Annotated in this window: 21 protein-coding genes; 13 read left to right on the top strand and 8 right to left on the bottom strand. The window is 49.5% G+C overall.

Annotated features, from left to right (window positions below; genetic code table 11):
- Window positions 1-11 precede the first annotated feature (11 nt).
- The 3 genes from XMG48_RS00675 to dctP form a co-directional block, all read right to left on the bottom strand.
- Complete coding sequence (locus XMG48_RS00675) at window positions 12-1,295, bottom strand: TRAP transporter large permease (protein ID WP_173480146.1); 1,284 nt, start codon at window positions 1,293-1,295, stop codon at window positions 12-14.
- A complete protein-coding gene (locus XMG48_RS00680) occupies window positions 1,295-1,852 on the bottom strand; it encodes a TRAP transporter small permease (RefSeq protein WP_173480147.1) in 558 nt (185 codons plus the stop codon). Before XMG48_RS00680 ends, XMG48_RS00675 begins: the two co-directional genes overlap by 1 nt.
- 86 nt (window positions 1,853-1,938) lie before the next feature.
- Window positions 1,939-2,943, bottom strand: coding sequence for a DctP family TRAP transporter solute-binding subunit (gene dctP / locus XMG48_RS00685; RefSeq protein ID WP_173480148.1), 1,005 nt, complete (start codon window positions 2,941-2,943; stop codon window positions 1,939-1,941).
- Between the two features lie 257 nt (window positions 2,944-3,200).
- On the opposite strand from dctP, the gene XMG48_RS00690 reads away from it, so the two are divergent.
- From XMG48_RS00690 to XMG48_RS00700, 3 genes are all read left to right on the top strand, one after another.
- Complete coding sequence (locus tag XMG48_RS00690) at window positions 3,201-3,851, top strand: TetR family transcriptional regulator (RefSeq protein WP_173480149.1); 651 nt, start codon at window positions 3,201-3,203, stop codon at window positions 3,849-3,851.
- 73 nt (window positions 3,852-3,924) lie between these two features.
- Window positions 3,925-5,076 carry a sugar MFS transporter gene (locus tag XMG48_RS00695; RefSeq protein ID WP_173480150.1) on the top strand — a complete coding sequence of 384 codons (1,152 nt, stop codon included), beginning with the start codon at window positions 3,925-3,927 and terminating at the stop codon, window positions 5,074-5,076.
- 120 nt (window positions 5,077-5,196) lie between these two features.
- Entirely contained in the window at window positions 5,197-7,047 is a 1,851-nt protein-coding gene (locus tag XMG48_RS00700; RefSeq protein WP_173480151.1) for a bifunctional sugar phosphate isomerase/epimerase/4-hydroxyphenylpyruvate dioxygenase family protein, read from the top strand.
- A gap of 198 nt (window positions 7,048-7,245) precedes the next feature.
- On the opposite strand, the gene XMG48_RS00705 is transcribed toward XMG48_RS00700, so the two are convergent.
- Together XMG48_RS00705 and XMG48_RS00710 are read right to left on the bottom strand one after the other, a co-directional pair.
- The gene (locus XMG48_RS00705; RefSeq protein ID WP_173480152.1) at window positions 7,246-8,436 is read right to left on the bottom strand and encodes an ROK family transcriptional regulator; all 1,191 of its coding nucleotides are present in this window, start codon (window positions 8,434-8,436) and stop codon (window positions 7,246-7,248) included.
- A 2-nt stretch (window positions 8,437-8,438) separates the two neighbouring features.
- On the bottom strand, window positions 8,439-9,215 hold the full coding sequence (locus XMG48_RS00710; protein WP_173480153.1) for an ATP-binding cassette domain-containing protein: 777 nt from the start codon (window positions 9,213-9,215) through the stop codon (window positions 8,439-8,441).
- A gap of 189 nt (window positions 9,216-9,404) precedes the next feature.
- Between XMG48_RS00710 and XMG48_RS00715 the strand changes: the two genes are divergently transcribed.
- The 9 genes from XMG48_RS00715 to XMG48_RS00755 all read left to right on the top strand — a co-directional run bounded on the left by XMG48_RS00715 (window position 9,405) and on the right by XMG48_RS00755 (window position 19,124).
- Window positions 9,405-10,334: a sugar ABC transporter substrate-binding protein gene (locus XMG48_RS00715; RefSeq protein WP_173480154.1), complete on the top strand. Its 930-nt coding sequence runs from the start codon at window positions 9,405-9,407 to the stop codon at window positions 10,332-10,334.
- A 77-nt stretch (window positions 10,335-10,411) separates the two neighbouring features.
- Entirely contained in the window at window positions 10,412-11,941 is a 1,530-nt protein-coding gene (locus XMG48_RS00720; protein WP_173480155.1) for an ABC transporter permease, read from the top strand.
- Window positions 11,942-12,219: 278 nt separating this feature from the next.
- A complete protein-coding gene (locus tag XMG48_RS00725) occupies window positions 12,220-12,882 on the top strand; it encodes a response regulator transcription factor (RefSeq protein ID WP_173480156.1) in 663 nt (220 codons plus the stop codon).
- Complete coding sequence (locus XMG48_RS00730) at window positions 12,879-14,369, top strand: ATP-binding protein (RefSeq protein WP_217363795.1); 1,491 nt, start codon at window positions 12,879-12,881, stop codon at window positions 14,367-14,369. Before XMG48_RS00725 ends, XMG48_RS00730 begins: the two co-directional genes overlap by 4 nt.
- A 95-nt stretch (window positions 14,370-14,464) precedes the next feature.
- Entirely contained in the window at window positions 14,465-15,709 is a 1,245-nt protein-coding gene (locus XMG48_RS00735; RefSeq protein ID WP_173480157.1) for an ABC transporter substrate-binding protein, read from the top strand.
- Between the two features lie 57 nt (window positions 15,710-15,766).
- Window positions 15,767-16,666: a carbohydrate ABC transporter permease gene (locus XMG48_RS00740; protein ID WP_173480158.1), complete on the top strand. Its 900-nt coding sequence runs from the start codon at window positions 15,767-15,769 to the stop codon at window positions 16,664-16,666.
- Complete coding sequence (locus XMG48_RS00745) at window positions 16,656-17,519, top strand: carbohydrate ABC transporter permease (RefSeq protein WP_173480159.1); 864 nt, start codon at window positions 16,656-16,658, stop codon at window positions 17,517-17,519. The genes XMG48_RS00740 and XMG48_RS00745 overlap by 11 nt, the downstream gene beginning before the upstream one ends.
- Before the next feature lie 5 nt (window positions 17,520-17,524).
- Entirely contained in the window at window positions 17,525-18,622 is a 1,098-nt protein-coding gene (locus XMG48_RS00750) for an ABC transporter ATP-binding protein (protein ID WP_173480160.1), read from the top strand.
- A gap of 238 nt (window positions 18,623-18,860) precedes the next feature.
- A complete protein-coding gene (locus XMG48_RS00755) occupies window positions 18,861-19,124 on the top strand; it encodes a hypothetical protein (protein ID WP_173480161.1) in 264 nt (87 codons plus the stop codon).
- Here XMG48_RS00755 and XMG48_RS00760 read toward each other — a convergent pair.
- Window positions 19,102-21,213, bottom strand: a complete 2,112-nt coding sequence (locus tag XMG48_RS00760; protein WP_173480162.1) for a hybrid sensor histidine kinase/response regulator — start codon at window positions 21,211-21,213, stop codon at window positions 19,102-19,104. The genes XMG48_RS00755 and XMG48_RS00760 overlap by 23 nt on opposite strands.
- A gap of 158 nt (window positions 21,214-21,371) precedes the next feature.
- On the opposite strand from XMG48_RS00760, the gene XMG48_RS00765 reads away from it, so the two are divergent.
- Window positions 21,372-21,920: a YaeQ family protein gene (locus tag XMG48_RS00765; RefSeq protein WP_173480163.1), complete on the top strand. Its 549-nt coding sequence runs from the start codon at window positions 21,372-21,374 to the stop codon at window positions 21,918-21,920.
- 15 nt (window positions 21,921-21,935) lie between these two features.
- On the opposite strand, the gene XMG48_RS00770 is transcribed toward XMG48_RS00765, so the two are convergent.
- Complete coding sequence (locus XMG48_RS00770) at window positions 21,936-22,295, bottom strand: hypothetical protein (RefSeq protein ID WP_173480164.1); 360 nt, start codon at window positions 22,293-22,295, stop codon at window positions 21,936-21,938.
- Window positions 22,296-22,318: 23 nt separating this feature from the next.
- Window positions 22,319-23,089 carry a heme ABC transporter ATP-binding protein gene (locus XMG48_RS00775; RefSeq protein WP_173480165.1) on the bottom strand — a complete coding sequence of 257 codons (771 nt, stop codon included), beginning with the start codon at window positions 23,087-23,089 and terminating at the stop codon, window positions 22,319-22,321.
- Between the last annotated feature and the right edge of the window lie 2 nt (window positions 23,090-23,091).

Genomic DNA, 23,091 nt, shown 5'->3' on the forward strand with positions numbered 1-23,091 from the left:
GCTGTCATCCTTTACAGCAAGCCCAGTGCTGTTGGTAATCCAATCACCAAATCTGGAACGAACGTGATAATAATAAGAACTAAAAGCTCCACTAAGAATAGCGGCAAAATCACCTTGCTCAGCTTCGCCATACCGACCTTAGCGATGGAGTCCGCGACAAACAGGCAGAGTCCCATTGGTGGTGTGATCAAGCCAATCATTAGGTTGAAGATAATTATGATGCCAAGGTGAGTTGGGTCGACGCCTAGACTCACAGCAATTGGGTGCAGAATCGGCACCAGTACCAACATTGCCGCGATGCCCTCTAGGAACAGACCGACCACTAAGAAGAGAATGATGACGCCGACTAAGAACATCCACTGAACCGTCATGTACTCCAAGGCGAAGTCAGTGATCATGTTGGGAACGCGGTTGTAGTTCATCAACCAGTTAGCAGCAGCAACCGCACCGATAACGACCATGATGATCGAGCTGTCGCGCATCGCTCGGGCGAAAAGACCGGCCAGTTTAGAGACTTTCAGCTCTTTGAAGACAAAGATTCCGACAAACAGGGCGTAGGCCACGGCAAAGCTGGCCGCTTCCGTTGGCGTCACGACCCCCATCAGTATTGAGCCAACCACGAAGACAGGCATCAATAGAGGAATAATCCCTTGGATCAGGGCGCGAGAGTTGCTCTGCTTTTCGCCAAGTTCGTGCTCTGTGCCCTGCTTCTCGTAGTGGCCTTTGAAGAAGTAGACGTAGACCGAAAGGAAGATCGCAAGCATTACACCGGGAACCACACCGGCCATGAATAGCGCGGGTACCGAGACACCCGTCACAGTCAGGGCATAGATGATGACAGGAATCGATGGTGGAATAATCGGACCAATGACGGAAGAGGCCGCCGTAATGGCAGCAGCAAACTCACGTGGGTAGCCTTTCTTCTCCATCTCTGGAATAAAGACACGACCAATCGCCGATGTATCCGCAACCGCAGAGCCAGAGAGACCGGCAAATATGACCGAAGCCCAGATATTCACCATGGCTAAGCCGGCACGCATTTTGCCGACCAAAACGTTCGCAAATGCGATGATACGACTGGTGATACCCGACTCATTCATCAGCTCGCCGGCAAGAATAAATAGAGGGATCGCCAATAGTGGGTAAGAGGCCATGCCACCAAACATCTGTGTTGCCACGATGCGAAGGTGGTATGGGAATTCGCCCACAGCCATGAAGTAGAGCAGTGCAGCGATGATGGCAAAAGCGATGGGTAGGCCAATAAAGATACCGCCTAGAAGAATGGCATAAGTCATTAGAATGCGCCCTCCGCTTCATGTTGATCGGTATTCGCAGCTCGATTTAGCAGGCGCAGTAGTGCTGCTACTGCAAGCATGGCGCCACCCAGCACCATAGCGAAGTAGTAGGGGTACATCTGCCCAAGAACCGCAAGCTGTTCGATACCGAATAGATCTCGAAGTTCACGCGCACTTGAAAGGATGCTGGATGCATCGACTTTGCCGCGCTTCATCATGAAGAGGTAGCCGGAGTAGCTCAACAGCGCACCTATAACGACCATGCAGAGGTCCACAAAGAAATTGATCGGTTTGTGGGCTGCTTTAGGCAGCAGACCCGCGACAAGATCAAAAGAGACATGGCGATCGAGCAGGTAAGCCCAAGCCATGCCAAACATAATTCCGTAGACTGCCAGGTAGACGGGTAACTCCTCGCCCCATGGGATCGACTCTCCGATGGTGTAACGGCGTACTGAGTTTATGAAGATGATCAGGAACACTGAAGCCATAGAGATGGCTGAACCTGCTGCAAAAAAGGTACCGACGAAGCGGGTCACCTTACGCAATAGAGTGTGCATAAGTCATACCGACAGTTATAAGTTTTTTGAGAAATAGGCTCCGACCGGATGGTCGGAGCCGTGCAAACCTGAAGAGGTTTGGAGTATTACTTAGAAGCAGCTTCTACAGCAGCGTCTAGTTTAGCGATCCACTCATCGCTACCTAGCTCTTTAGCAAGCCACTCTTTAACCGCTGGCTGTGCAAGCTTCTTGAACTGAGCCATTTCGTCAGCTGTTGGTGAGTGTACTTTCATACCTTCAGCAACCACTTTCGTTACGCCTTCAGCCGTGTTGAACTGCTGAATTGCGCGACCCATTAGGCCTGCAGTACGAGCGGCTTTAGCAATGATGTCCTGCTCAGCAGCGCTTAGAGACTGGAAGAATTCGTCGTTGATTACGATGAAGTCAGCAGCGTAAACGTGGCCATCAAGAACCATGTACTTCTGTAGCTTGTGAAGGTTGTTGTTGTAGATAGTGCCGACAGGGTTTTCCTGACCGTCAACAACACCAGTTGTAAGTGCGTTTGGAAGTTCAGACCAAGCGATAGGCGTTGGTTCACCGCCAAGACCTTCAACCATCTCTACGTATAGAGGGATTGGCTGAACGCGGAACTTAAGACCTTTCATGTCTGCTGGAGATTTGATCTCACGAACGTTGTTAGTGAAGTTACGGAAACCTGTCTCACCGTATGCAAGTGTGCGTAGGCCAGTCTCTTCTAGACAGTGTGCAGCAAGATCTTGACCAAACTGACCGTCAAGTACGTCCCAGGCGATCGTTGCGTTTGAGAATGTGTAAGGAATGTTTAGAACGTCAGCTTCTTTACAGATTTTAGCCATAGCGCCAGAAACGATCGCCATGTGCGTAGTGCCTTCCTGTGCTTGCTGAACTAGATCGCCTTCGTTACCTAGAGCTTTTGCTGGGAAAAGTTCTACTTTGATATCTGTCTCACCTTCAACAATGTTTTTGAAGATGACACCAGCAGCACCTTTTTTAGATGTCTGCCAGTCAGCGCCGTCAACGTGACCTAGTTTGATAGTGGGTGCTGCAAAAGTTGAAACAGAAGCAGCGGCTACAGCAGTAGCAACAAGAGTTTTTAGCATCGCCTTTTTCATTGGGCTCTCCAATTTATTATCGTTTCACGCCTAGAGATGACGTTTCCAAGATTTTTTGTAGCAAGATGTCTAAAACCACCTACCCCAAGCAAGCTGGTTTTATTGTCTTGCTCTTAGCTTTTGTACTACTTGGTTAAAACTAAGTAGTGCAAATTTGCCATAGCCCTATACAGGCATTCAAGCTTTTTGTACTATTTGGTTAAAACAATTTGTTAGAACCTTTATAACCGTTTTTTAAACGTTTGGTTAAAAGTAAAATGAGTATCCCTTCTACATCGAACCGTTCAGCCGCAAAAAAACGTAATCCTGAAGCAGTTAAAGCCAATATCCTGCGTGTCGCCACCGAAGAGTTTGCCACCTCAGGCTATGCCGGTGCGCGGGTCAATGTGATCGCTGAAAAAACCGATACATCCAAGCGGATGATCTACTACTACTTTGGCGATAAAAAAGAGCTCTACCGTACCGTTCTTGAGGCTGCCTACCGAGATATCCGTTTGGGCGAGCAACAGCTGCATTTGAATGATCTCAATCCCGAGCAGGCGCTTCGCTCACTGGTGGCGTTCACTTTTGAACATCAGCGCAACAATCCGCAGTTTATTCGCCTGGTTATGATTGAGAACATTCACGAGGGACGCAATCTGATCGCAAAAGAGGCGTTTGAGGAGGTTAACAACCCTGCCATCGATCGGCTTGGCGAGATCTACCAACGAGGTGTTGAGGAGGGTGTTTTTCGATCGGGCATCAGTGTCATTGAGCTTCACTGGTTGATCAGTTCAGCCTGTTTCTTCAATAACTCAAACCGCTCAACCTTCAGTGCAGCCTTTGGCAACGATCTATTTACGGAAGAGGGGCAAAGTCATCTTAATCAGCAGGTACAAGAGATGATCCTGCGCTTTGTCGCCAACTGATATTTAAGAATATTTTGGATTGGTAACTTCATTACAGCTTCGCTAGATTGAAGCTCTTTTTAGTGAGTTTTACATGCATCCTAGCCGCCTTCTTTTAATTCTCTGTTTTATCGCGTTCATCTCCTTAGGCCTGCCTGATGCGCTGCTCGGTGTGGCTTGGCCCACTATGGCCGATGAGTTCTCAACCACTCTGGATCGTCTCGGAATCATTATGACCGGCGGAACCGTTGGTTATGCTCTAAGTAGTTTCATGATCGGTGCGATTGTTAATCGTATTGGGCTGGCTGGCCTGCTGATTCAAAGTGCTTCGCTTACCGTCATCGCATTGGTGCTGTTTATGGTTGTGCCTGACTGGTATTGGATGCCCTTTGTCGCACTGATTGCCGGTCTGGGCGGTGGTGGTATCGATGCGGGCCTCAATGCCTATGTAGAGAAACACTACTCAAGCCGTATCATGCAGTGGTTGCATGCCAGTTTTGGTGTCGGAGTCACCCTAGGTCCTGCCATCATGACCTTGTCGCTGGCCATGACAGGTCTGTGGCGGCCTGGCTATTTGTTGGTCGCGTTTTTGATGTTATTGATGCTCTCTGCTTTTATCCACTATCGCGGTTTATGGAGTGATCAGCCTGACGCTGGCGAAACGGAAGAGCAGGGCAATGCCAGCATGCTCGCCACGCTAAAATTACCGGCGGCATGGCTAAGTATGTTGGCCTTTTTTCTCTATACCTCGGCAGAGATTGGATTGGGCTTTTGGGCATTTACCCTGTTGACCGAATCCCGCGGTGTAGTGCTTGCAACAGCGGGGCTTTGGGTAACGATCTACTGGGGATCTTTTACCCTTGGTCGAATCGTTGCGGGCCTACTTGCGCCCAAGTTAGGTGAGATGAACCTGACGCTCTACGGTCTGTTACTTTCACTGATTGGCTTGGTTCTGTTCACCCTTCAAATAGGTGGACCAGGTGGGGTCTATGGGCTTGCTCTGGTCGGCCTTGGCTTTGCACCAACCTTCCCAGCACTGCTTTCAACCACCTCAAAGCGAGTCCCAAAATCGCATGTGACCAACCTGATCGGCATGCAGATCTCTGCTGCCGGAGTTGGTTTAGTGGTTATGCCACTCTCCTTGGGGCTTATAGTCTCTAGTGTCGGATTGGAAGCGCTGGCGCAGGTTTTCTTGGGCATGACCGCCAGCGTCTTTTTGCTGCTTACCTTGATTCGTAAAAGATAAATTTCCTTTAAGTTATATCTAATCAATTAAATACTATTTATTAATTTAAATGGTATTTGCTAATATGCACTCATAGTTTTGAACCGTTTGGTTCAAAGTAACCCAATGTGAGTCCTCATTATGAAAACATCCATTGCTACCGTTACTCTCTCTGGCAGTTTGCCAAACAAACTTGAAGCCGCTGCGGATGCGGGTTTTGATGCGGTTGAGATTTTTGATAATGACCTGATTCAGTTTGCTGGTTCACCTCGTGAGGTGAAGTCGATTGCCGATGACTTAGGTTTGGATATTCTAGCGCTGCAGCCGTTTCGTGATCTGGAAGGTCTGCCTGCTGAGTTAAAGCGTCAAAAGTTCTATCACATGCAGAGTCGATTCGAGATGATGCATGAGCTGGGCACTCAACGAATTTTGTGCTGCTCTAGTGTCTCTCCTCATGCCAGTGATGATCGTGCACGCTGTGCTGCGGACCTTTACGAAGCGGCTGAGCTGGCAGCAAAAGAAGGTTTTATTATGGGTTACGAGGCGCTCTCTTGGGGGCGCTTCATCGCTGATTATGAGGATGCTTGGGATCTGGTAAAGCGTGCCGATCATCCTGCGCTGGGCATTAACCTTGATACCTTCCACATGTTCTCTCGAGGTAATACGCTCGACTGTCTGCGCGATGAGATTCCTGTTGATAAAATCGCCTTGGTTCAGGTGGCCGATGCGCCTGTGATGCACTTGAGCGATTTGATGAGTTGGAGCCGTCACTACCGCAGCTTCCCGGGTCAGGGTGATCTTCCGGTCGTTGATTTCATGAAAGTCTTGTGTGACAAAGGCTTTGATGACTACGTTTCGCACGAGATCTTCAATGATGAGTTCCGTGCTTCTCCTGCCAAAGAGCGTGCAGTAGATGGTATGCGTTCATTGATCTGGTTGGATAAGCAGTGCAAGGATGAAACGCCTAAAGCTGAGATTACTGACGTTGAGTTCATTGAGTTTGCGATTGCTGGTGAAGAGGGTGAATCGATCGTCTCTATGTTGAATTCATTAGGCTTCCAAGAGACGCACAAACACCTCTCTAAAGATGTCGGTCTGATGCAGATGGGTGATATAAACCTTGTGCTTAACCGCGAGCCTGCCAGCCAAGCTCACCAGCACTTCCAGCTGCACGGCGCATCAGTTTGTGCTTTGGCACTGACGACGTCGAGTGTCAAAGAGTCGTTGAAACAGGCAGACGAGTATCAAATCAAACGCTTCAATAACACAGCAGGCCCAGGTGAGTTGAATATTCCAGCGCTGCGCGGTGTTGGAGACAGTTTGGTCTATCTGGTTGAGCGTCATAAGAAGTTCCGTTTCTTTGATGTCGATTTTGAATCGGTCGAGGGAGTAGAACTACCCAAAGTGGGCGTTAAGCGCGTCGATCATATGGCACAGTCTGTTACCAATACCGATTTCCTATCGGCGGCGTTCTTCTATAAATCAGTGTTCAACTTTGACATTACACCGGTACAGGATCTGCCTGACATTTATGGCCTAGTGACCAGTCGAGTGGCCTCTAGTCAGAACGGGCAGGTGAAGATTCCAATCAACATGACTGAGGCTCGTCAGGCGTCACCGCAGCGCTTTATTCAGCGAACCCATGGTGCCGGTATGCAGCAGATCGCATTTGAGTGTGAGGATATTTTGGCTTTTGCAGCGCAGGTCAATCCGGAATCGGTGTTGCCGGTACCCAACAACTATTACCGTGAAATTAAGGGTAAGTTTGGTCTCTCTGCTGAGCGTATTGAGACGTTACAGCGCTTTAATATTTTGTATGATGCGAATGATGAGGGTGAGTTTTTGCACTTCTACACGCGTGAAGTACAGGGTGTCTTCTTTGAAGTTGTGCAGCGTATCGGTGGGTATCAGGCCTACGGTGAAGCGAATGCTCACATTCGTTTTGCAGCCCAGGCGGCGTTGCGTGAGTATGAAACGAATTTGTTGCTTTGATCTTCGCTGAGTATTTGTTGGAGCTTTCTCGAAGAGGAAGCGATGCAGGTTTTGCACATCGCGGCCTTTTTAAGACCGCTCCAACGAACGCTCTTTGTTGGAGCCTTATCGAAGATGAGGCGAAAGGTTTGAAAGAGAATCGCGACCTTTGCAAGATCGCTCCCACGGGGGCGGAGGATCGCTCCAACCTTTTAGCTGCTACTGAGCGGCCTTAAGGAAGGCTTGGTTATCTAAGCCAAAGTTAGAGTAGATCGGCAGTAGAGCACCGCCTAACGCGCGGGCTTCAAATCCAAGGTTGCCTGCGATTACCGGGGGTTTGTTGAGACCTTCCCAGTTCACATCGCTCGAAGCACGGTTGATAGCCAGTACTAAGTACTGTGTCGCGACCGCCGGTAGGCGTCCATCAATGATGACTCCGTCTGGATCAACAAAGGCAGCACCTGCCGCAATAGTCTGGGCAATGTAGGGTGCTGCGTTGTCAGCCCACTCTGTAAACAGAGCCCAGGCATCCTGTTCTAGGGTTTCCGATAGATTGGCAAAATCCGCCACGATCGATTCTGATTTCAATCGTTTATCAAGCTGGTGCAGTGACGCATAGTGAATCAGTTGCTTGCCATTGGCGCTCGGAACTGAACCCAGTGCACCGGCATTGGCATGGCTGCCTGGAAGAATCTGTCCGTTAAGAACGACACCACCACCGATGAACGTACCCACGTAGAAGTAGAGTAGGTTCTCCCAGCTCTGCGGATTACCGTAGGTTAGCTCGGCTAGGCAAGCTGCTGTTGCATCGTTCAGCATGGCCGCATCTAGGTCGGTGACCTTCTTTAGTTCTTCGAGCAGATCGATTTTCGCCCACTCAGCTAAAGCCTCTTTCGCTTCAATTAGCTCATCGCCCCAACCTTCCAGCGCAAACGGCGCTGCCAGGCCAACACCGGTAACGCGATCGCGTTGCATCTCGTCAAGAGGTTCAAGAAGCGTGTTGATGCTCTGCTCGATCTTGGCATAGACCTCTTTAGGCGTCGGGAAGGGGTATTCGTGCGATATGCGGGTACGAATATTCCCTGTCATATCCATAAACAGCACCTCCAACGAGGCGCGGCCAATTTTGACACCGATACTGTACGCCCCTTCAGGATTGAGTGCGTAGGGGGTAGAAGGCTGTCCCAAACCGCCGCGGCGTTTAGTGCCTGCGATTAACAGGTCCTGTTCCATCAATCGATTAATGATCGTTGATGCGGTTTGTGGAGTAAGGTTGGTTGCTTTGGCAATTTCGGCTTTCGTCAACGCATCATGCTCACGAATTAACGAGAGGATGAGTCGTTCATTGTATTGGCGAACACCGACCTGGTTTGAACCAGAGGCGCGTTGAGAAGCCGAAGCGCTGCGCATAATTAGATGTAACTCGCGTTTTCGTGGACACCCTGATCCGCTGCACCGGTGATCAACGAGACGATCTCGTTGCCGGTCGTTTCAGCCGCTACAACGTTGCCAACGATACGACCTTGGCGGAAGACAATAATGCGATCCACAAGGTTAAAGACTTGGCGAAGGTTGTGACTGATCAAAATTAGGGGAATGCCTTGGTCTTTTAAGCCACGAATAATGTTTTCAACACGCGTGGTCTCTTGGATACCCAAAGCTGCGGTTGGCTCATCCATGATGATCAACTTCTCACCCCAGCCCGCTGCACGGCTGATCGCTACACACTGGCGTTGACCACCCGACATGCCACGTAAGGACTGGCTTAGGTCAGGAATCTTAACGCCGGTCTTTTCAAGCAGTGCTTCTGACTCTTGGCGCATCCCTTTCTTGTCCATCCAGCTGAATGGGCCAAGATTGAATTTGGTCTTTTCACGTCCCAAAAAGATATTGGCTGGCACGTCTAGTTCATCTGCCAGTGCCAAGTTTTGATACACGGTCTCAATACCAGCATCGCGAGCCTCAAGAGGAGAGTCGAAGTTGACCTCTTCACCATAGAATTTGATCGAACCGCGAGTGCGTTGCTCTACACCGGTTAGGTTACGAACGAAGGTCGATTTACCCGCACCGTTATCTCCAACAATCGCTACGTGCTCACCCGGAGCAAGATCAAAGTCCGCATCATTCAGCGCGTGTACACCGCCGTAGTGCTTGGTTAACCCTCTGATCTCTAAGACTTTTTGAGACACTTTAAGACTCCTGAACGAAAATTCTCTTTATTTGAATGTGACTAAATATGACTAACAATTAATAGCGAGTCAATAATTAAATCAATTCAATTTAATTATTGACAGGGCGCTATAAAGTATTAGAAGATCGCAGTTAGGCATCGAAATAGACCGCCGAAAACAAAAACAAACAAATGTGGAGATCTACACATGAAATTGAAAAAAATGCTTAGCGTAATGGCTGCTGGCGCACTTATGTCTGGCTCTGTATACGCAGGTTCTATCGGCTACATCACTAAATCAGCAACAAACTCAGGTTGGATGATGATCAACCAGGGTGCAGCAGACGCAGCTCAAGAAGCGGGCGTTGACCTAGTAACTGTAGGTCCAGCATTCCAAGGCGACCTATCAAGCCAGCTAGAAGTGTTCGAAAACCTAGTAGCACAGGGTGTGGATGCAATCGGTATCGCGCCAGTTGACTCTTCAGGTGTTGCTCCAGCAGTAAACGATGCAATGGATGCAGGTATCCCTGTTGTTGCAATCGATACTGGCGTATCAGGCGCTGCAGTGACGTCATTCGTTGCTACAGACAACTACGCAGTGGCTAAAGTACAGGGTGCTGTTGCAGCAACTCTGATCAACGATGGCGATGCGATCATCTACGTGACGGGTAACCAAGCTCAGTCTACTGGCCAAGAGCGTCGTAACGGCTTCGTTGAAGCGTTCAAAACAGCTCGCCCAAACTCTGAAATCTTAGAAGTACCAACTGAGTGGGACTCTAACCAAGCTCAGGAAGGTGTTGAAGCGATCCTAAACTCACGCAGCGACATCAAAATGGTTGCTAACGCATGGGACGGCGGCACTATGGGTGCTAAAGCAGCGATGGAAAACCTTGGCCTAGGCGCAGGTGACATCAAACTGGTTGGTTTCGACGGCGCAACTGACGCAATCGAAGCGATGGATAAAGGTTGGGTACACGCTGACACAGCTCAGATGCTTTACCAGATGGGTTACCAAGGCATCAAAGCTGCGGTTGCTGCATCACAGGGTAAAGATGTATCACCACGCATCGACACTGGTTTCTTCCTAGTGACTCCATCTACTTCAGGTGCTTACAAAGACCTAGTAGGTATCAAGTAAGTTTTACTTACACTCCGTCGAGATCGGGCATTAGCCCGATCTCTTCTTTAACTGTTTAAAACAAACGGTCCTGAATAATGACTTCTAAAAGCCTTCAAGATAAAGCGATCGGCGTTACGGTTTCTTTCTTCCGTAAAGAGTGGTCTGGCGCACTGCTGGCGATTCTGATTCTTGCTCTAGCCATTGAGCTAGTAACGGATGGTAAACCCTTCTTCCATCCCACTAACTTAATGACCATTCTGAACAACTCAGCCGCTATCGGTATTGTTGCGGGTGGTATGACGTTGGTGATTCTTGCGGCAGGTATCGATCTTTCGGTTGGATCTGTTATGGGCTTAATCGCAGCGGTCACCGGTTACATTGTTAGCTACTGGGGTTTCCCACCTTGGTTAGCGATCATGTCTGGCCTAGCGATGGGTGCATTAGTGGGTATTATTCATGGCACGTTGGTCGCCTATCTCGGGATGCCGGCCTTTATCGTTACCCTGGCGGGTCTTTCGATTTGGCGTGGTACGGCACACCTTTCAACGGATGCGCGTGCAACACCTAAGCTACCTGAAACGTTCGACCTATTTGGTCGCTACAACCCCTTTGCCGAACTTCGTGCTGATTACAAAGCGGGTGAACTGAGCGGCTTTATGGAGTCGATTGGCGCCTTCGTGAACGAGCACTGGATGGACTTCTTCCGTACCTTCCAGATGTCTATGATCATCTTCATCGTCTTCTTCATTCTGTTGGCGGTCGTTGTATCCAACATGCGTTTGGGTCGATACATCTATGCGATTGGTAGTAACGAACAGGGCTCTCGCCAAGCGGGTATCAATACGCGTCTCTACACTCTCTACACCTACGTAATCTGTTCGATGGGCGCTGCATTGGGTGCGATGCTCTTCCTAGGTCGCGCGCCTTATGCAAAATCTGACTACGGCCAGATGTGGGAGCTGGATGCCATTGCTGCGGTTGTTATTGGTGGTACCTCTCTGTTTGGTGGCCGCGGTACGATCATCGGTACCTTCATGGGTGTCATCCTTCTGAAACTGATCAATAACGGTCTGACCCTGGCTCAGCTAGAGACTTTCTGGCAGATGGTGGTACTGGGTCTGATCATTTTGGTTGCCGTTGGATTGGATATTGTTCGCCAATCTAAATCAGCGGTTAAAGTTCAGCGTATGCTGGGTGTTGTGGCTCTGGTTCTTGCTCTGTTTGCCTGCTTAACACCGGGTTCTGCACTGATCAGCTCGGCGATTTCACTGCATGAGCACAACAGCATGGTGGCAATGCAAGCAGCTGGACTTGATCTTGCGGCTAACCAAACGGCTCGCCTACTGGATGCGCCGGCTGTGGCTGAACTACAAGCCATTGTGTCTGGCAACTGGCAATCCTTCGCGTCGCTTCTCGTGCTTGTGTTGGGTGCCGTGGCTGTAGCTGTGACCTTGAAACGTTCACTGGCGCTTATCCTTGCAGCCGTCTACGTGGCAGCAGCGGTTCTGCTAGTATCAATGGGCATGGCAGCTGTTGCGCCTCTATTGATCTTGGGTGCGGTAGTACTGGCTGGTATGACGACGGTGCCTTACATGTTTGAAAGAGCTCGTACGCTAGAAGGCTAATCACCCAATGATTAAAAAACCCCATCGCCTAGGCTATGGGGTTTTTTGTTGAAAGCAAATAGCATCGCGGCCTTTTTAAGACCGCTCCAACAGTACGTGCAGTACCCCTTCAATGCACTTAGTTGGAGCCTTATCGAAGATGAGGCGAATGGGGATTGAAAGAATCGCGACCTTTGCAAGATCGCTCCAACGGTAATTTGGTGGTGAACTTAGTAAGGCTAGCTCTCGTAAGTGTTTCTCGTTAGAGTAAAAAGATAACAATTAGGAAGTTACCCTACATGCCTGTCATTGCACTCGTTGATGATGATCACGAGATACGCTCACTGCTCTCGGATTACTTAGAGAAAAACAGTTTCACGGTACTTGCGTTTGAGTCGGCTGAAGCGCTGCTTGAGGGCGACTACAGTGCTGCCGAGCTGTTGATTCTTGATGTCGGTTTGCCGGGCATGGATGGACTGGCTCTCTGTCGTACTCTGCGTCAGGACTCCAACTTGCCGATCATTATGCTCACCGCTGCCAGTGACGATGTGGATCGTATCCTGGGTCTTGAGTTGGGTGCAGATGATTACATGGGTAAACCCTTTAACCCTCGCGAATTGTTGGCTCGCATTAAAGCGCTGCTGCGTCGATCCGCCCCCGTCGAATCACCAACTGCTAGCTCTACTCTACTGTTAGACAGGGCGAAACGAACCGTGTCAGTCAATGGTGAAGCGCTTAGTTTGACTGGGGCTGAGTTTGATCTGTTGGCGCTACTGCATGGCCATGACGGTGTCATCAGCCGTGATCAGCTCAGCATGGAGCTTAAGGGGCATGCGGCGCTTCCGCAAGATCGTTCGATTGATACCTTAGTCAGTCGTCTCCGCACCAAATTGACCCCCTTCAGCGAGGATGAGACGATCAAATCTATTCGCGGCAAAGGGTACCACCTGGTTCTAAAATGATCGGTTTTTGGTCCCGCCTACGCGATCGGCTGATGCCTAAGTCGATCATTGCACGCATGTCTCTGGTGTTGATCATCGGTGTCTTAGTGGCACAGGCGGTCAGTTCTTATGTCTGGACACGCCAGATTCAACAGGCAGAACGCGAACGTCTCGTTGAGATCTCGGAAGTGATGGGCGCGCGCATAGGTCAGACGATTCAGTTCTTCTCTAAACTACCGCGTGAATATCGTCACATCGTGCTCGATCAGCTGCGCGATATGGGCGGTACGCGCTACTTTGTCTCGATTAACAGTCAAAAAATTCATCTAGAGACCTTGCCCAACACTGAGCTACAGCAGCTTGTTGGCGAGCGTGTAAAACAGAATGCAGCCCGCCAGTTAGCCTATAAATCCGAAGACTTTGCGGTTGAGTTCGTTGCGTTTTCGAATCTTCGCATTCTCTCTGATGACAACCTGATGGTGCAGCTGCCACCCAAATGGCAGCGGTTTGCCCTGTTAGATCCCGGTGATGACAGCCCCGTCGTCGTTGTGCAGCTTAAATTAAACCCGGACGAGTGGGTCTATCTGGCCACGGTATTCCCTGGTGGGGATTTCATGGGCAGTACTCTGTTTGAGTCTGAGCGGTTGGTCTCTTTATTAGCAGTGACACTGACCGTGGTTGTTTTGGTGACCCTGCTGGTGGCCGGTATTGTTCGACCCTTGCGAAGGTTAGCTCGTGAGGCGGATGCCCTAGGGCGCGGTAAAACGCCCTCCCTGATTCCGGCCGAGGGTACCCGGGAGATGCAGACAACCATTCGTGCCTTTAACCAGATGGCGCAACGGCTTGAGAAGTTTATCTCCGATCGCGAGAAGCTGTTTGCCGCAATCTCCCATGACCTGAAAACCCCGCTGACACGCGCCCGTTTGCGGGTTGAGATGATTGATGACGATAAACTGCGCGATAACCTGATTGGTGACATCGAGAACGTCGATCTGCTGGTCAAAGCGTCCTTGCAGATGATTAAAGATGGCGCCATTCACGAGAACAGCGAACAGATCGATCTGAAACAGGTGATTGAGTCAGCCCTTGCCAGTGCAGAGATCGAAGGGCTGCCCAGCTCTGCGACACTGCCCGATGAGTTTGTCTTAGAGGGTCGCCGTCTCTCGCTTGAACGCCTGTTTACTAACCTGATCGATAACGCGTTGCACTACGGGCGTGGAGTCGAGATCTTTGGCCATAAAGAGCCGGAAGACAATGAGTTGGTGGTGCAGGTGTGTGACCGAGGCCCGGGTCTCAGTGATGAGTTAAAGCAGCGAGTCTTTGAGCCCTTCTATCGCATCGATAAAGCGCCCTCATCGATTCATGTCGGTCTGGGTATGGGCATTGTTAAGTCGATTGCGCAGCTGCACGGTGCCAGTATTGAGCTGCTTGATCGTGAAGGGGGCGGTTTGATCGTTGAGCTTCGTTTTCCATTGTCACACTTTGTAACAGAACGAAACTCTGCGTAAGACTCAAGTTGTTATATTGATTGAAGAACTGAAGATCTTGATCGCCAGTTCCCAAGGTATTCTTACCTATAAACAACAATAAAGAGGTTTACTCAATGATCAAACGTACTTTAGCTGCATGCGTAGCTGCAGCAACACTATCAACTGCAGCACAAGCTGCTGACGTAGAAGTTCTTCACTACTGGACAAGTGGCGGTGAAGCGAAATCGGTTGCATACCTAAAAGAGAAACTGACTGAAGCGGGTGTGGGCTGGAAAGATTTCGCAGTTGCTGGTGGTGGCGGTGAGAACGCAATGACCGTTCTTAAGTCACGTGCAGTATCGGGTAACCCACCGACTGCAGCACAGATCAAAGGCCCATCGATCCAAGAGTGGGGTGAGCTAGGTTTCCTATCAGACATCGATAGCGTCGCTAAAGCGAACAACTGGGATGCACTTCTACCTGGTGTGGTTTCTGATGTAATGAAACACGACGGCAAATACGTTGCCGCTCCAGTTAACGTACACCGTGTAAACTGGTTGTGGGCTAACCCAGAGATCTTCCAAAAAGCGGGCGCTACCATCCCAACAACTTGGGACGATTTCCTAGTTCAAGCTAAAAAGATCCAAGACGCTGGCTACATTGCCCTAGCGCACGGTGGCCAAGCTTGGCAGGACGCGACTGTATTTGAAGCTGTTGTGCTTGGTGTGGGCGGTCCTGAGTACTACCAGAAAGCATTCGTTGAGCTAGATGCAGACGCTCTTAACAGCGCAACGACTGAAGAGGTGTTCCGCGTATTCGGTGAGATCCGTGGTCTAATCGATGAAAACTCTCCAGGTCGTGACTGGAACGTTGCGACATCAATGGTCATCAACGGTGAAGCTGCAATGCAGATTATGGGTGACTGGGCGAAAGGTGAATTCACTGTTGCTGGTAAGACACCAGGCGTTGATTACGCATGTGTTGCAGCACCAGGCACGTCAGGTTCATTCACGTTCAACGTCGACTCTTTTGCCTTCTTCGCGCAGTCTGATGCTGACGCACAGAAAGCTCAACAAGAGATGGCTAAGCAGATCCTAGGTCAGGACTTCCAGAAAGTCTTCAACCTTAACAAAGGTTCTATCCCAGCACGTCTAGGCATGGCTCGTGACGAGTTCGATAGCTGTGCACACGCGTCAATGGATGCCTTTGTATCTTCTGCACAAACTGGCGGTCTAGTACCAAGCTTCGCGCACGGTATGGCTGTCCCTGAAGCAGTTTCTGGCGCTATCTACGATACCGCTACTAACTTCTTCAACTCAGATCAGTCGGCTGCTGAGGGTAAAGCTCAGCTAATCGCTTCTATCCAAGCAGCGATGTAATCCGACCAAGAGCCCTCAACCCTGGGGGCTCTTATTTACTTTTTTAGGAGATTCACGATGAGTGTGTCAAAGGCTAAAAAGCCAATGACGCTAGAGTCCTTATTGCCAAAAATCGTGCTAGCCCCCACCACTGCGGTGATGTTGGTCTGTATGTATGGCTTTATGATTTGGACCGGAGCGCTATCTTTTACCAAGAGTCGAATGTTGCCTCAGTGGGACTTTGTCGGCTTTGATCAATACGCCAAGCTGTTTGCCAACCCTCGTTGGGATGTGGCTCTGAATAACCTGGTAGTGTTTGGCGTTCTGTTTATCGCGGTCTCGTTACTGCTAGGTCTGTTCCTAGCGATCCTACTGGATCAAAAAATTCGTTTAGAGGGTACGCTGCGTACCATCTATCTCTACCCCATGGCGGTCTCGTTTGTGGTCACGGGTACGGCCTGGAAGTGGATCCTCAACCCAGGTCTAGGTCTTGAGAAACTGGTCCGTGATTTAGGCTTCGAGAACTTCGAGTTCCGCTGGCTGGTTGAGCAGGACATGGCGATCTACACCATCGTGATTGCAGCGGTATGGCAGTCGAGTGGTTTTGTTATGGCGATGTTCCTTGCGGGCCTTCGTGGTGTTGACGACAGCTTGATTAAAGCAGCTGAGATTGACGGCGCGAGCAAGATGAAAGCCTATTGGTATGTGATTCTGCCTATTCTGCGTCCGGTCTTCTTCAGTGCGATTGTCATTCTCTCTCACATTGCGATTAAGAGCTTTGACCTGGTGCAAGCGTTGACTGGCGGTGGTCCGGGTTACGCGTCTGACCTACCGGCTAACTTTATGTACACCTACGCCTTTAACCGAGCGCAGATGGGTGTGGGTGCCTCCAGTGCGATGATTATGTTGATGGGTGTGTTGGCGATTATTGTGCCGTACCTCTACTCAGAACTACGAGGTGGAAAAAATGGTCGCTAATCGTTCATTTAACTTAGGTCGTCTATTTATTTATGGCTGTCTGCTTGCGTTTGCGCTGTTCTACCTAGCGCCACTCTATGTGATGCTGACAACCTCGTTTAAAGACATCGAAGAGATTCGTAGCGGTAACCTACTGGCACTGCCACAGGATCCAACCCTTTACGCTTGGATCAAAGCGTGGAGCAGTGCGTGTACCGGTTCCGAGTGTCAGGGTCTAGCACCCTTCTTTATGAACAGTGTGAAGATCGTTGTTCCGGCCGTCATTCTGTCGACCGTGATCGGTGCGCTGAACGGCTACGTGCTCTCTAAATGGCGTTTCCGCGGCAGCGACCTAATGTTTGGTATGTTGCTGTTTGGCTGCTTCATTCCGTTTCAGGTGATTTTGCTACCGATGGCGCGTCTACTGGCTGAATTGGGCTTGGCCAACACAGTAACCGGTCTGGTTCTGGTGCATGTGATCTACGGGGTTGCGTTTACGACGCTCTTCTTCCGTAACTTCTATGTCTCTGTACCGACGGAGTTGGTGAAAGCGGCGCAACTGGATGGCGCAAGCTTCTTCCAGATTTTCCGCCACATCTTCTTGCCGGTATCTCTACCTATCTTCACGGTAACGATCATTTGGCAGTTTACCCAGATCTGGAACGACTTCCTATTTGGCGTGGTCTACTCAGGTCCGGGTACGCAGCCGATCACAGTGGCACTGAACAACCTAGTTAATACATCGATGGGCGGTAAAGAGTACAACGTCGATATGGCGGCTGCCGTGATTGCAGCGCTTCCCACTCTACTGGTCTACATCTTTGCAGGTAAATATTTTGTACGCGGCCTGACAGCTGGCGCGGTAAAAGGATAACTATTATGGGCTCTCTATTAATCGATAACGTCACTAAATCCTTTGGTGAAACAGACATCCTAAAAGGGATCAACATCGACATTCAGGATGGTGAATTCCTCATCCTGGTGGGTCCATCAGGCTGTGGTAAGTCGACGCTGATGAATATCATTGCGGGTCTTGAAGATGCGACCAGTGGTACGCTTGAGTTGGCGGGTAAGGATGTGACTTTGGCCTCGCCAAAAGATCGCGACATTGCGATGGTTTTCCAAAGCTACGCGCTCTACCCAACAATGAACGTTGCGCGCAACATCTCCTTTGGCCTTGAGATGCGTAAAGTCCCTAAAGAGGAGCGTGATCGCATCGTCAACGAGGTGGCTAAGCTGCTTCAGATCGATCACCTACTGGATCGTAAGCCGAGCCAGCTTTCGGGTGGTCAGCGTCAACGTGTTGCCATGGGCCGTGCCCTAGCGCGTTCGCCGCGGGTTTTCCTATTCGACGAGCCTCTATCGAACTTGGATGCTAAGTTGCGTGTAGAGATGCGTACTGAAATCAAGAAGCTGCACAAGCGTCTTGGCACGACCATTGTTTACGTGACGCACGATCAGATCGAAGCGATGACTCTGGCTGATCGTATTGCCGTTATGAAAGATGGCATCGTGCAGCAGTTGGGTACTCCGGACGAGATCTACAACAACCCAGCCAATATGTTTGTCGCAGGATTCATGGGCTCGCCGCCGATGAACTTTATTGAGGTCGACATCAAAGAGGGGCAAGCGGTTGTTGAATCTGCGGGTGAAACTCATCACCTAAAACTACCATGTGCCGAGGCCATTGCTGCAAAAGGCCTTGATCGTGTGGTGTTGGGTATTCGTCCAGAGATGATTACCGAGCCTAAGCCGGCACCTGAAGATCAGGATTGGTTGCACAGCATGAAGCTGGACTTTGATGTTGTGGAGCCTATGGGGGCTGACACCATGGCAATTGGTCAATGGAACGGCATTGATGTTCACTCACGCCTTTCTCCTAAAGCGGGCATGACGGCAGGCGCTGGTACAGAGGTGCAGGTTAATACGGCGAAAGCGGTCGCGTTTGATATCCAAACCGGTGAGCGTATCTGCTAAACCTTGCCCTATATCTGTTGGAGCTTTCTCGAAGAGGAGGCGATGAGCGTTAAAGTATCGCGACCTTTGCAAGATCGCTCCAACGGTTCGTACAGTCTCTCGTTAACGCTTTTTGTTGGAGCCTTATCGTAGATGAGGCGATGAACGGTAAAGCATCGCGACCTTTGCAAGATCGCTCCAACGGTTCGTGCAGTCTCTCGTTAATGCTTTTTGTTGGAGCCTTATCGTAGATGAGGCGATGAACGGTAAAGCATCGCGACCTTTGCAAGATCGCTCCAACGGTTCGTGCAGTCTCTCTAAACGCTCTTGTTGGAGCTTTCTCGAAGAGGAGGCGATGAGCGTTAAAGTATCGCGACCTTTGCAAGATCGCTCCAACGGTTCGTACAGTCTCTCTAAACGCTCTTGTTGGAGCCTTATCGTAGATGAGGCGATGAACGGTAAAGCATCGCGACCTTTGCAAGATCGCTCCAACGGGGTAGTTAATTCGCCTCTATCTCTTTAAGCGCAGTCTCTAATTGGTCGAGATTCAAAGGCTTCGGCATCACTCGATCGGCCCCTTTCGCCAGCAGGTTGTCTGCCTCATTACCCACCGTGGCACCGGTAACCCCAATAATCGGAAGCGTTGCACCCCAGGATCTCAGCGTTTCGGTCAGTTCATAGCCATCCATTATCGGCATCATGATGTCAGTAATGATTAGGTCAAAGCTCTGCTTAGAGTAGGCGTCTAGGGCTAATTGACCGTTCTCTACATCAACCACCTCGGCACCCTCGCGTGTCAGTATGGTTTTGCCCAGCATTCTTAATGTGGCGGTATCTTCGACCAGTAGTATCTTTTTGCCTTTGATTGCATGCTCTTTTGCTGCTGCTGCTGCTGCTGCTGCTGCTGCTTCTTCGTGTTTGGCCTGTTTGAGTGTGAAACTCAGGGTAAAGATGGCACCCCCTTCAGGGTTAGGGCTGAAGACCAAATCTCCATTAGATAAACTGCGTGCAAGTTCGCGACTGATATGCAGACCGAGACCGGTTCCGGACGCTTTAGTGTCGCCTCGTTCAAAGGCTTCGAACAGACGCTCAACGTCTTTGTCGGGAATGCCTTTGCCATTATCAATAATCTGCAATTGATAGTTGGTTTGATCTTCGGCCGAGGTATAACTCAGATCCAGAATGACCTGGGTACCTTGACTGTGCACGATGGCGTTTTTAGTCATATTAATAATGATCTGGCGAATCTGTTTTTTATAGCCAACATGCAGATCATCACTCATGCCGCGAACTTGAATATCTATCCCAAACCGATCGGCAGTGTAAAAGAGCGTGTGGCTTGCCTCTTTAATTAATCGATAGACTGACAGTTGAGTTTCGACGCGACTCTCCATAATTAATGATGTGTCGGTGCCAACTCGCATATCATCCAGTACTTCGAGCAGATGCTGTGATGTGGCATGCGCCTCTTTAACTTGTTGGTTTTGCTGCTCTTTAAGTTGCAATTCATTCAGTTGCATATTGAGTGCAGCCGCTGGGGTTCTGAGTTCATGCCCAATAATGGCGAACATCTTATCTTGCTGTTTAAGCGTTTTAGATAGGGATGCTGACGCTTTAGTCGCTTGTTCAGAGGTCTCTTCAATCTGGTGAATGGCTCGTAACATAAATCGGAACATCAGTATTAAAAGTAACTGAGCAATTACAAATAAGAGAGAAGAGGAGATGGCGTATTGATGAGTTTTGTTTTGTTCTACTGCCAACAGACCCGCATAGGTTGCTTCTGTGTCATCGTATAGAGTCTGTATCTGATCAATAATCTCAGTCGCTTTTAAAAAGAGATCGAGATCGTAGTCTTTGGTTGGATCCCTCAACTCCATGAAACGGTATCGATCTAATCGCTCAAAATGCTCAACGATATGCTGTTCGATGATTTCAAAATCGAGTAATAATTCTGACGGGGAGCTACTTGCATTGGCCTGTTCGAAGGCTTCTAAGGTGTTTCGGGTGTTGATAAGGATCTCCGTAACTCGACCTTCTGCAATGTAAAGATTATTGCGTGAGACCAGGCCAGAATTGGATAATCCCGTTATGCCGCGAACGACACCCAATTTTTCAATCAGATCGGGTAGGTGTATAAAGATAGTTCGCCCTGATGTGTAAGAGAGGATATTTTCCTCCAACTGAACGCCTGAGTCTCGGTAGATTTGAAAAAGCTGTGTTAACAGTTGCTCAGAATAGGCTGTTTTCTTTAAAAAGACCTCGAAATACTGGCCTTCGACTGAGAGGATTTGCTCTATCTCATAAGCCGGGTAATCCAGCGACTCTAATGCTTCGACTAGTTGCAATTCAGCGCTCTCACAGAGCTGAGTCAGCTCTTTCGATGGGTCGGTTTTAATTCGCTTAAGTGTACATACCCCTCGAAAATCACCCAGTTTGGTAATTGCTTCGCGATAGAGCTTCTGCTGTTGCGTCGCTTGATCATACGCTTGATGACGAGTCTTGTCAGAGTAGAACCCGTATAAAGTGACCACAACCGCAAACAAGAATAGACCTTGCGTAGCGAGCATAATTAATTTCAGCCAAAGGGGTATCTGTTTTAAACGTTCGAGCATAAAAATCCAGCTTTAAATTTGTTTTTGTTACTGGCCTGTAAATAGAAAATCGCATTCGCAACAAGTTAGAGTCAGCATAGACCACTTTGTAGTAAAATCCAGTTAAGTCGTAACTTTTTTATCTGTCACTAATGACAGCGTGTTTTTAGGGGACAGAAATGGCGCAAAATTCCACCGTTTTTAAAATCTTTCTGCAAATTGCTGATATGGATCGTAACTACTACGCGGATCATTCGCTGACGTTGGCAAGACACCCTTCAGAGACCGACGAGCGCATGATGATGCGTTTGCTAGCGTTTGTTATGAACGCGCAAGAGCGTCTAGAGTTTACTCGCGGTCTCTGCGAAGAGGACGAACCTGATCTATGGTTAAAGAGTTACGCTGATGAGATCGAACTCTGGTTAGAGGTGGGCTTGCCGAGTGAAAAGCGTTTAAAGAGAGCCTGCAACCGTTCACAAGAGACTGTTTTGATTACCTATGGATCTGATCAGGCTTTCGATCCTTGGTGGCAGAGTGTGAAAAAATTGGTCGCCAGTCAAAAGGATTTGACGATCTATCGCATCAGTGTGGATCAAAGAGAAGCGTTAACAGCGCTTGCTCAGCGCGGTGCACAAATCAGTGCTTCGATTACTGATGGGCAGATCTGGCTCAGTTCCGAGGCCGGTTCGGCGACCATTGATCCGCAACAGATCTACCCAGCTGTTTAACAGAATTTAGGGTGTTTATTGCAGCTGCTGTACCAGATCGTTACAGGTCTGCAGCTCCTGCACAAAGGGTGAGTACTCAGTTGAGTTAACCACCGCTTTAATCGGTTTGTCGTCATCGAAGGTGATGATTAGCTCGCACTTCCCTTGGTTTGGACTCTTATTGGGCATCATGTCAGAGTGGTACGTCCAGACCCAAGTGTGTGGTCCCTCTTGTGCGATCGAACGAGGTTGTCCGAGCTGTTTCTCGATCGCGGCCTTGTCCTTCTCAATTAGACGGTCGCTGATCTCTTCGGTGCTATTAAAGCGAAGATCGGGTGCCGTGGCGCAAGCGGTGATACTCAGTGATGCTAGAACAAGTGCAGTTTTTCTATACATGATGATCTCCTTAAGCAGATATTTTAATCGCTCTTAGCGGTTTGCGGCAGAACGAAGGGTATGGGTTCTTTCGGTGTGCGATTCACTCGAACGGGCCATTGATAAGCTCGTGAAAGCGTCTCATCGGTTAAAACGGTATTCGGTGTATCTTGAATCAGCAGGCGCCCCTTCTCAAATAGAGCAATGCTGTCTGAGAACATCGCAGCCAAGTTCAAATCGTGCATGACACAGATGACGCCACCACCGGCATTGGCATACTCTCTGGCAATCTGCATGACTTCGATTTGGTGACCGATATCCAAAGAGGAGACTGGCTCATCGAGCAGCAGCCAGTTGGCTTTACCATCGATCACAGGCTGCCAGACTTGTACCAGAATACGTGCCAGTTGAACGCGCTGTTTCTCACCGCCAGAGAGCTCTTGATAAAAACGTGATTCAAAGCCTTCTAAACCGACACGCTGGAGAGCCTGAAATGGACGTTCTGATCGGCGATCTAGGTCCGCCATCTGTACCACTTCCAACACAGTAAAGGGGAAAGCCAACTGGGTCGCTTGCGGTAGAATCGCGCGGCGTTTGGCGAGTGTTTGGTGTGAAAGATCAGCTAGGTTTTCGCCATCAAAATGAATCTCGCCTCGGTAATCAATTTCACCTGAGAGTGCCCTTAATAGGGTGGTTTTCCCCGATCCATTCGGTCCTGCAATCGAGACCAACTGCCCCGGTTCGGCGCGAAAATCGACCTTCGACAGTACCTCGGTTTGGTGGAATCCTACGCTGAGATCCTTGGTGATAATCATGA

The organism is Marinobacterium sp. xm-g-48, assembly GCF_013282925.1.
Lineage (GTDB): Bacteria > Pseudomonadota > Gammaproteobacteria > Pseudomonadales > Balneatricaceae > Marinobacterium_E.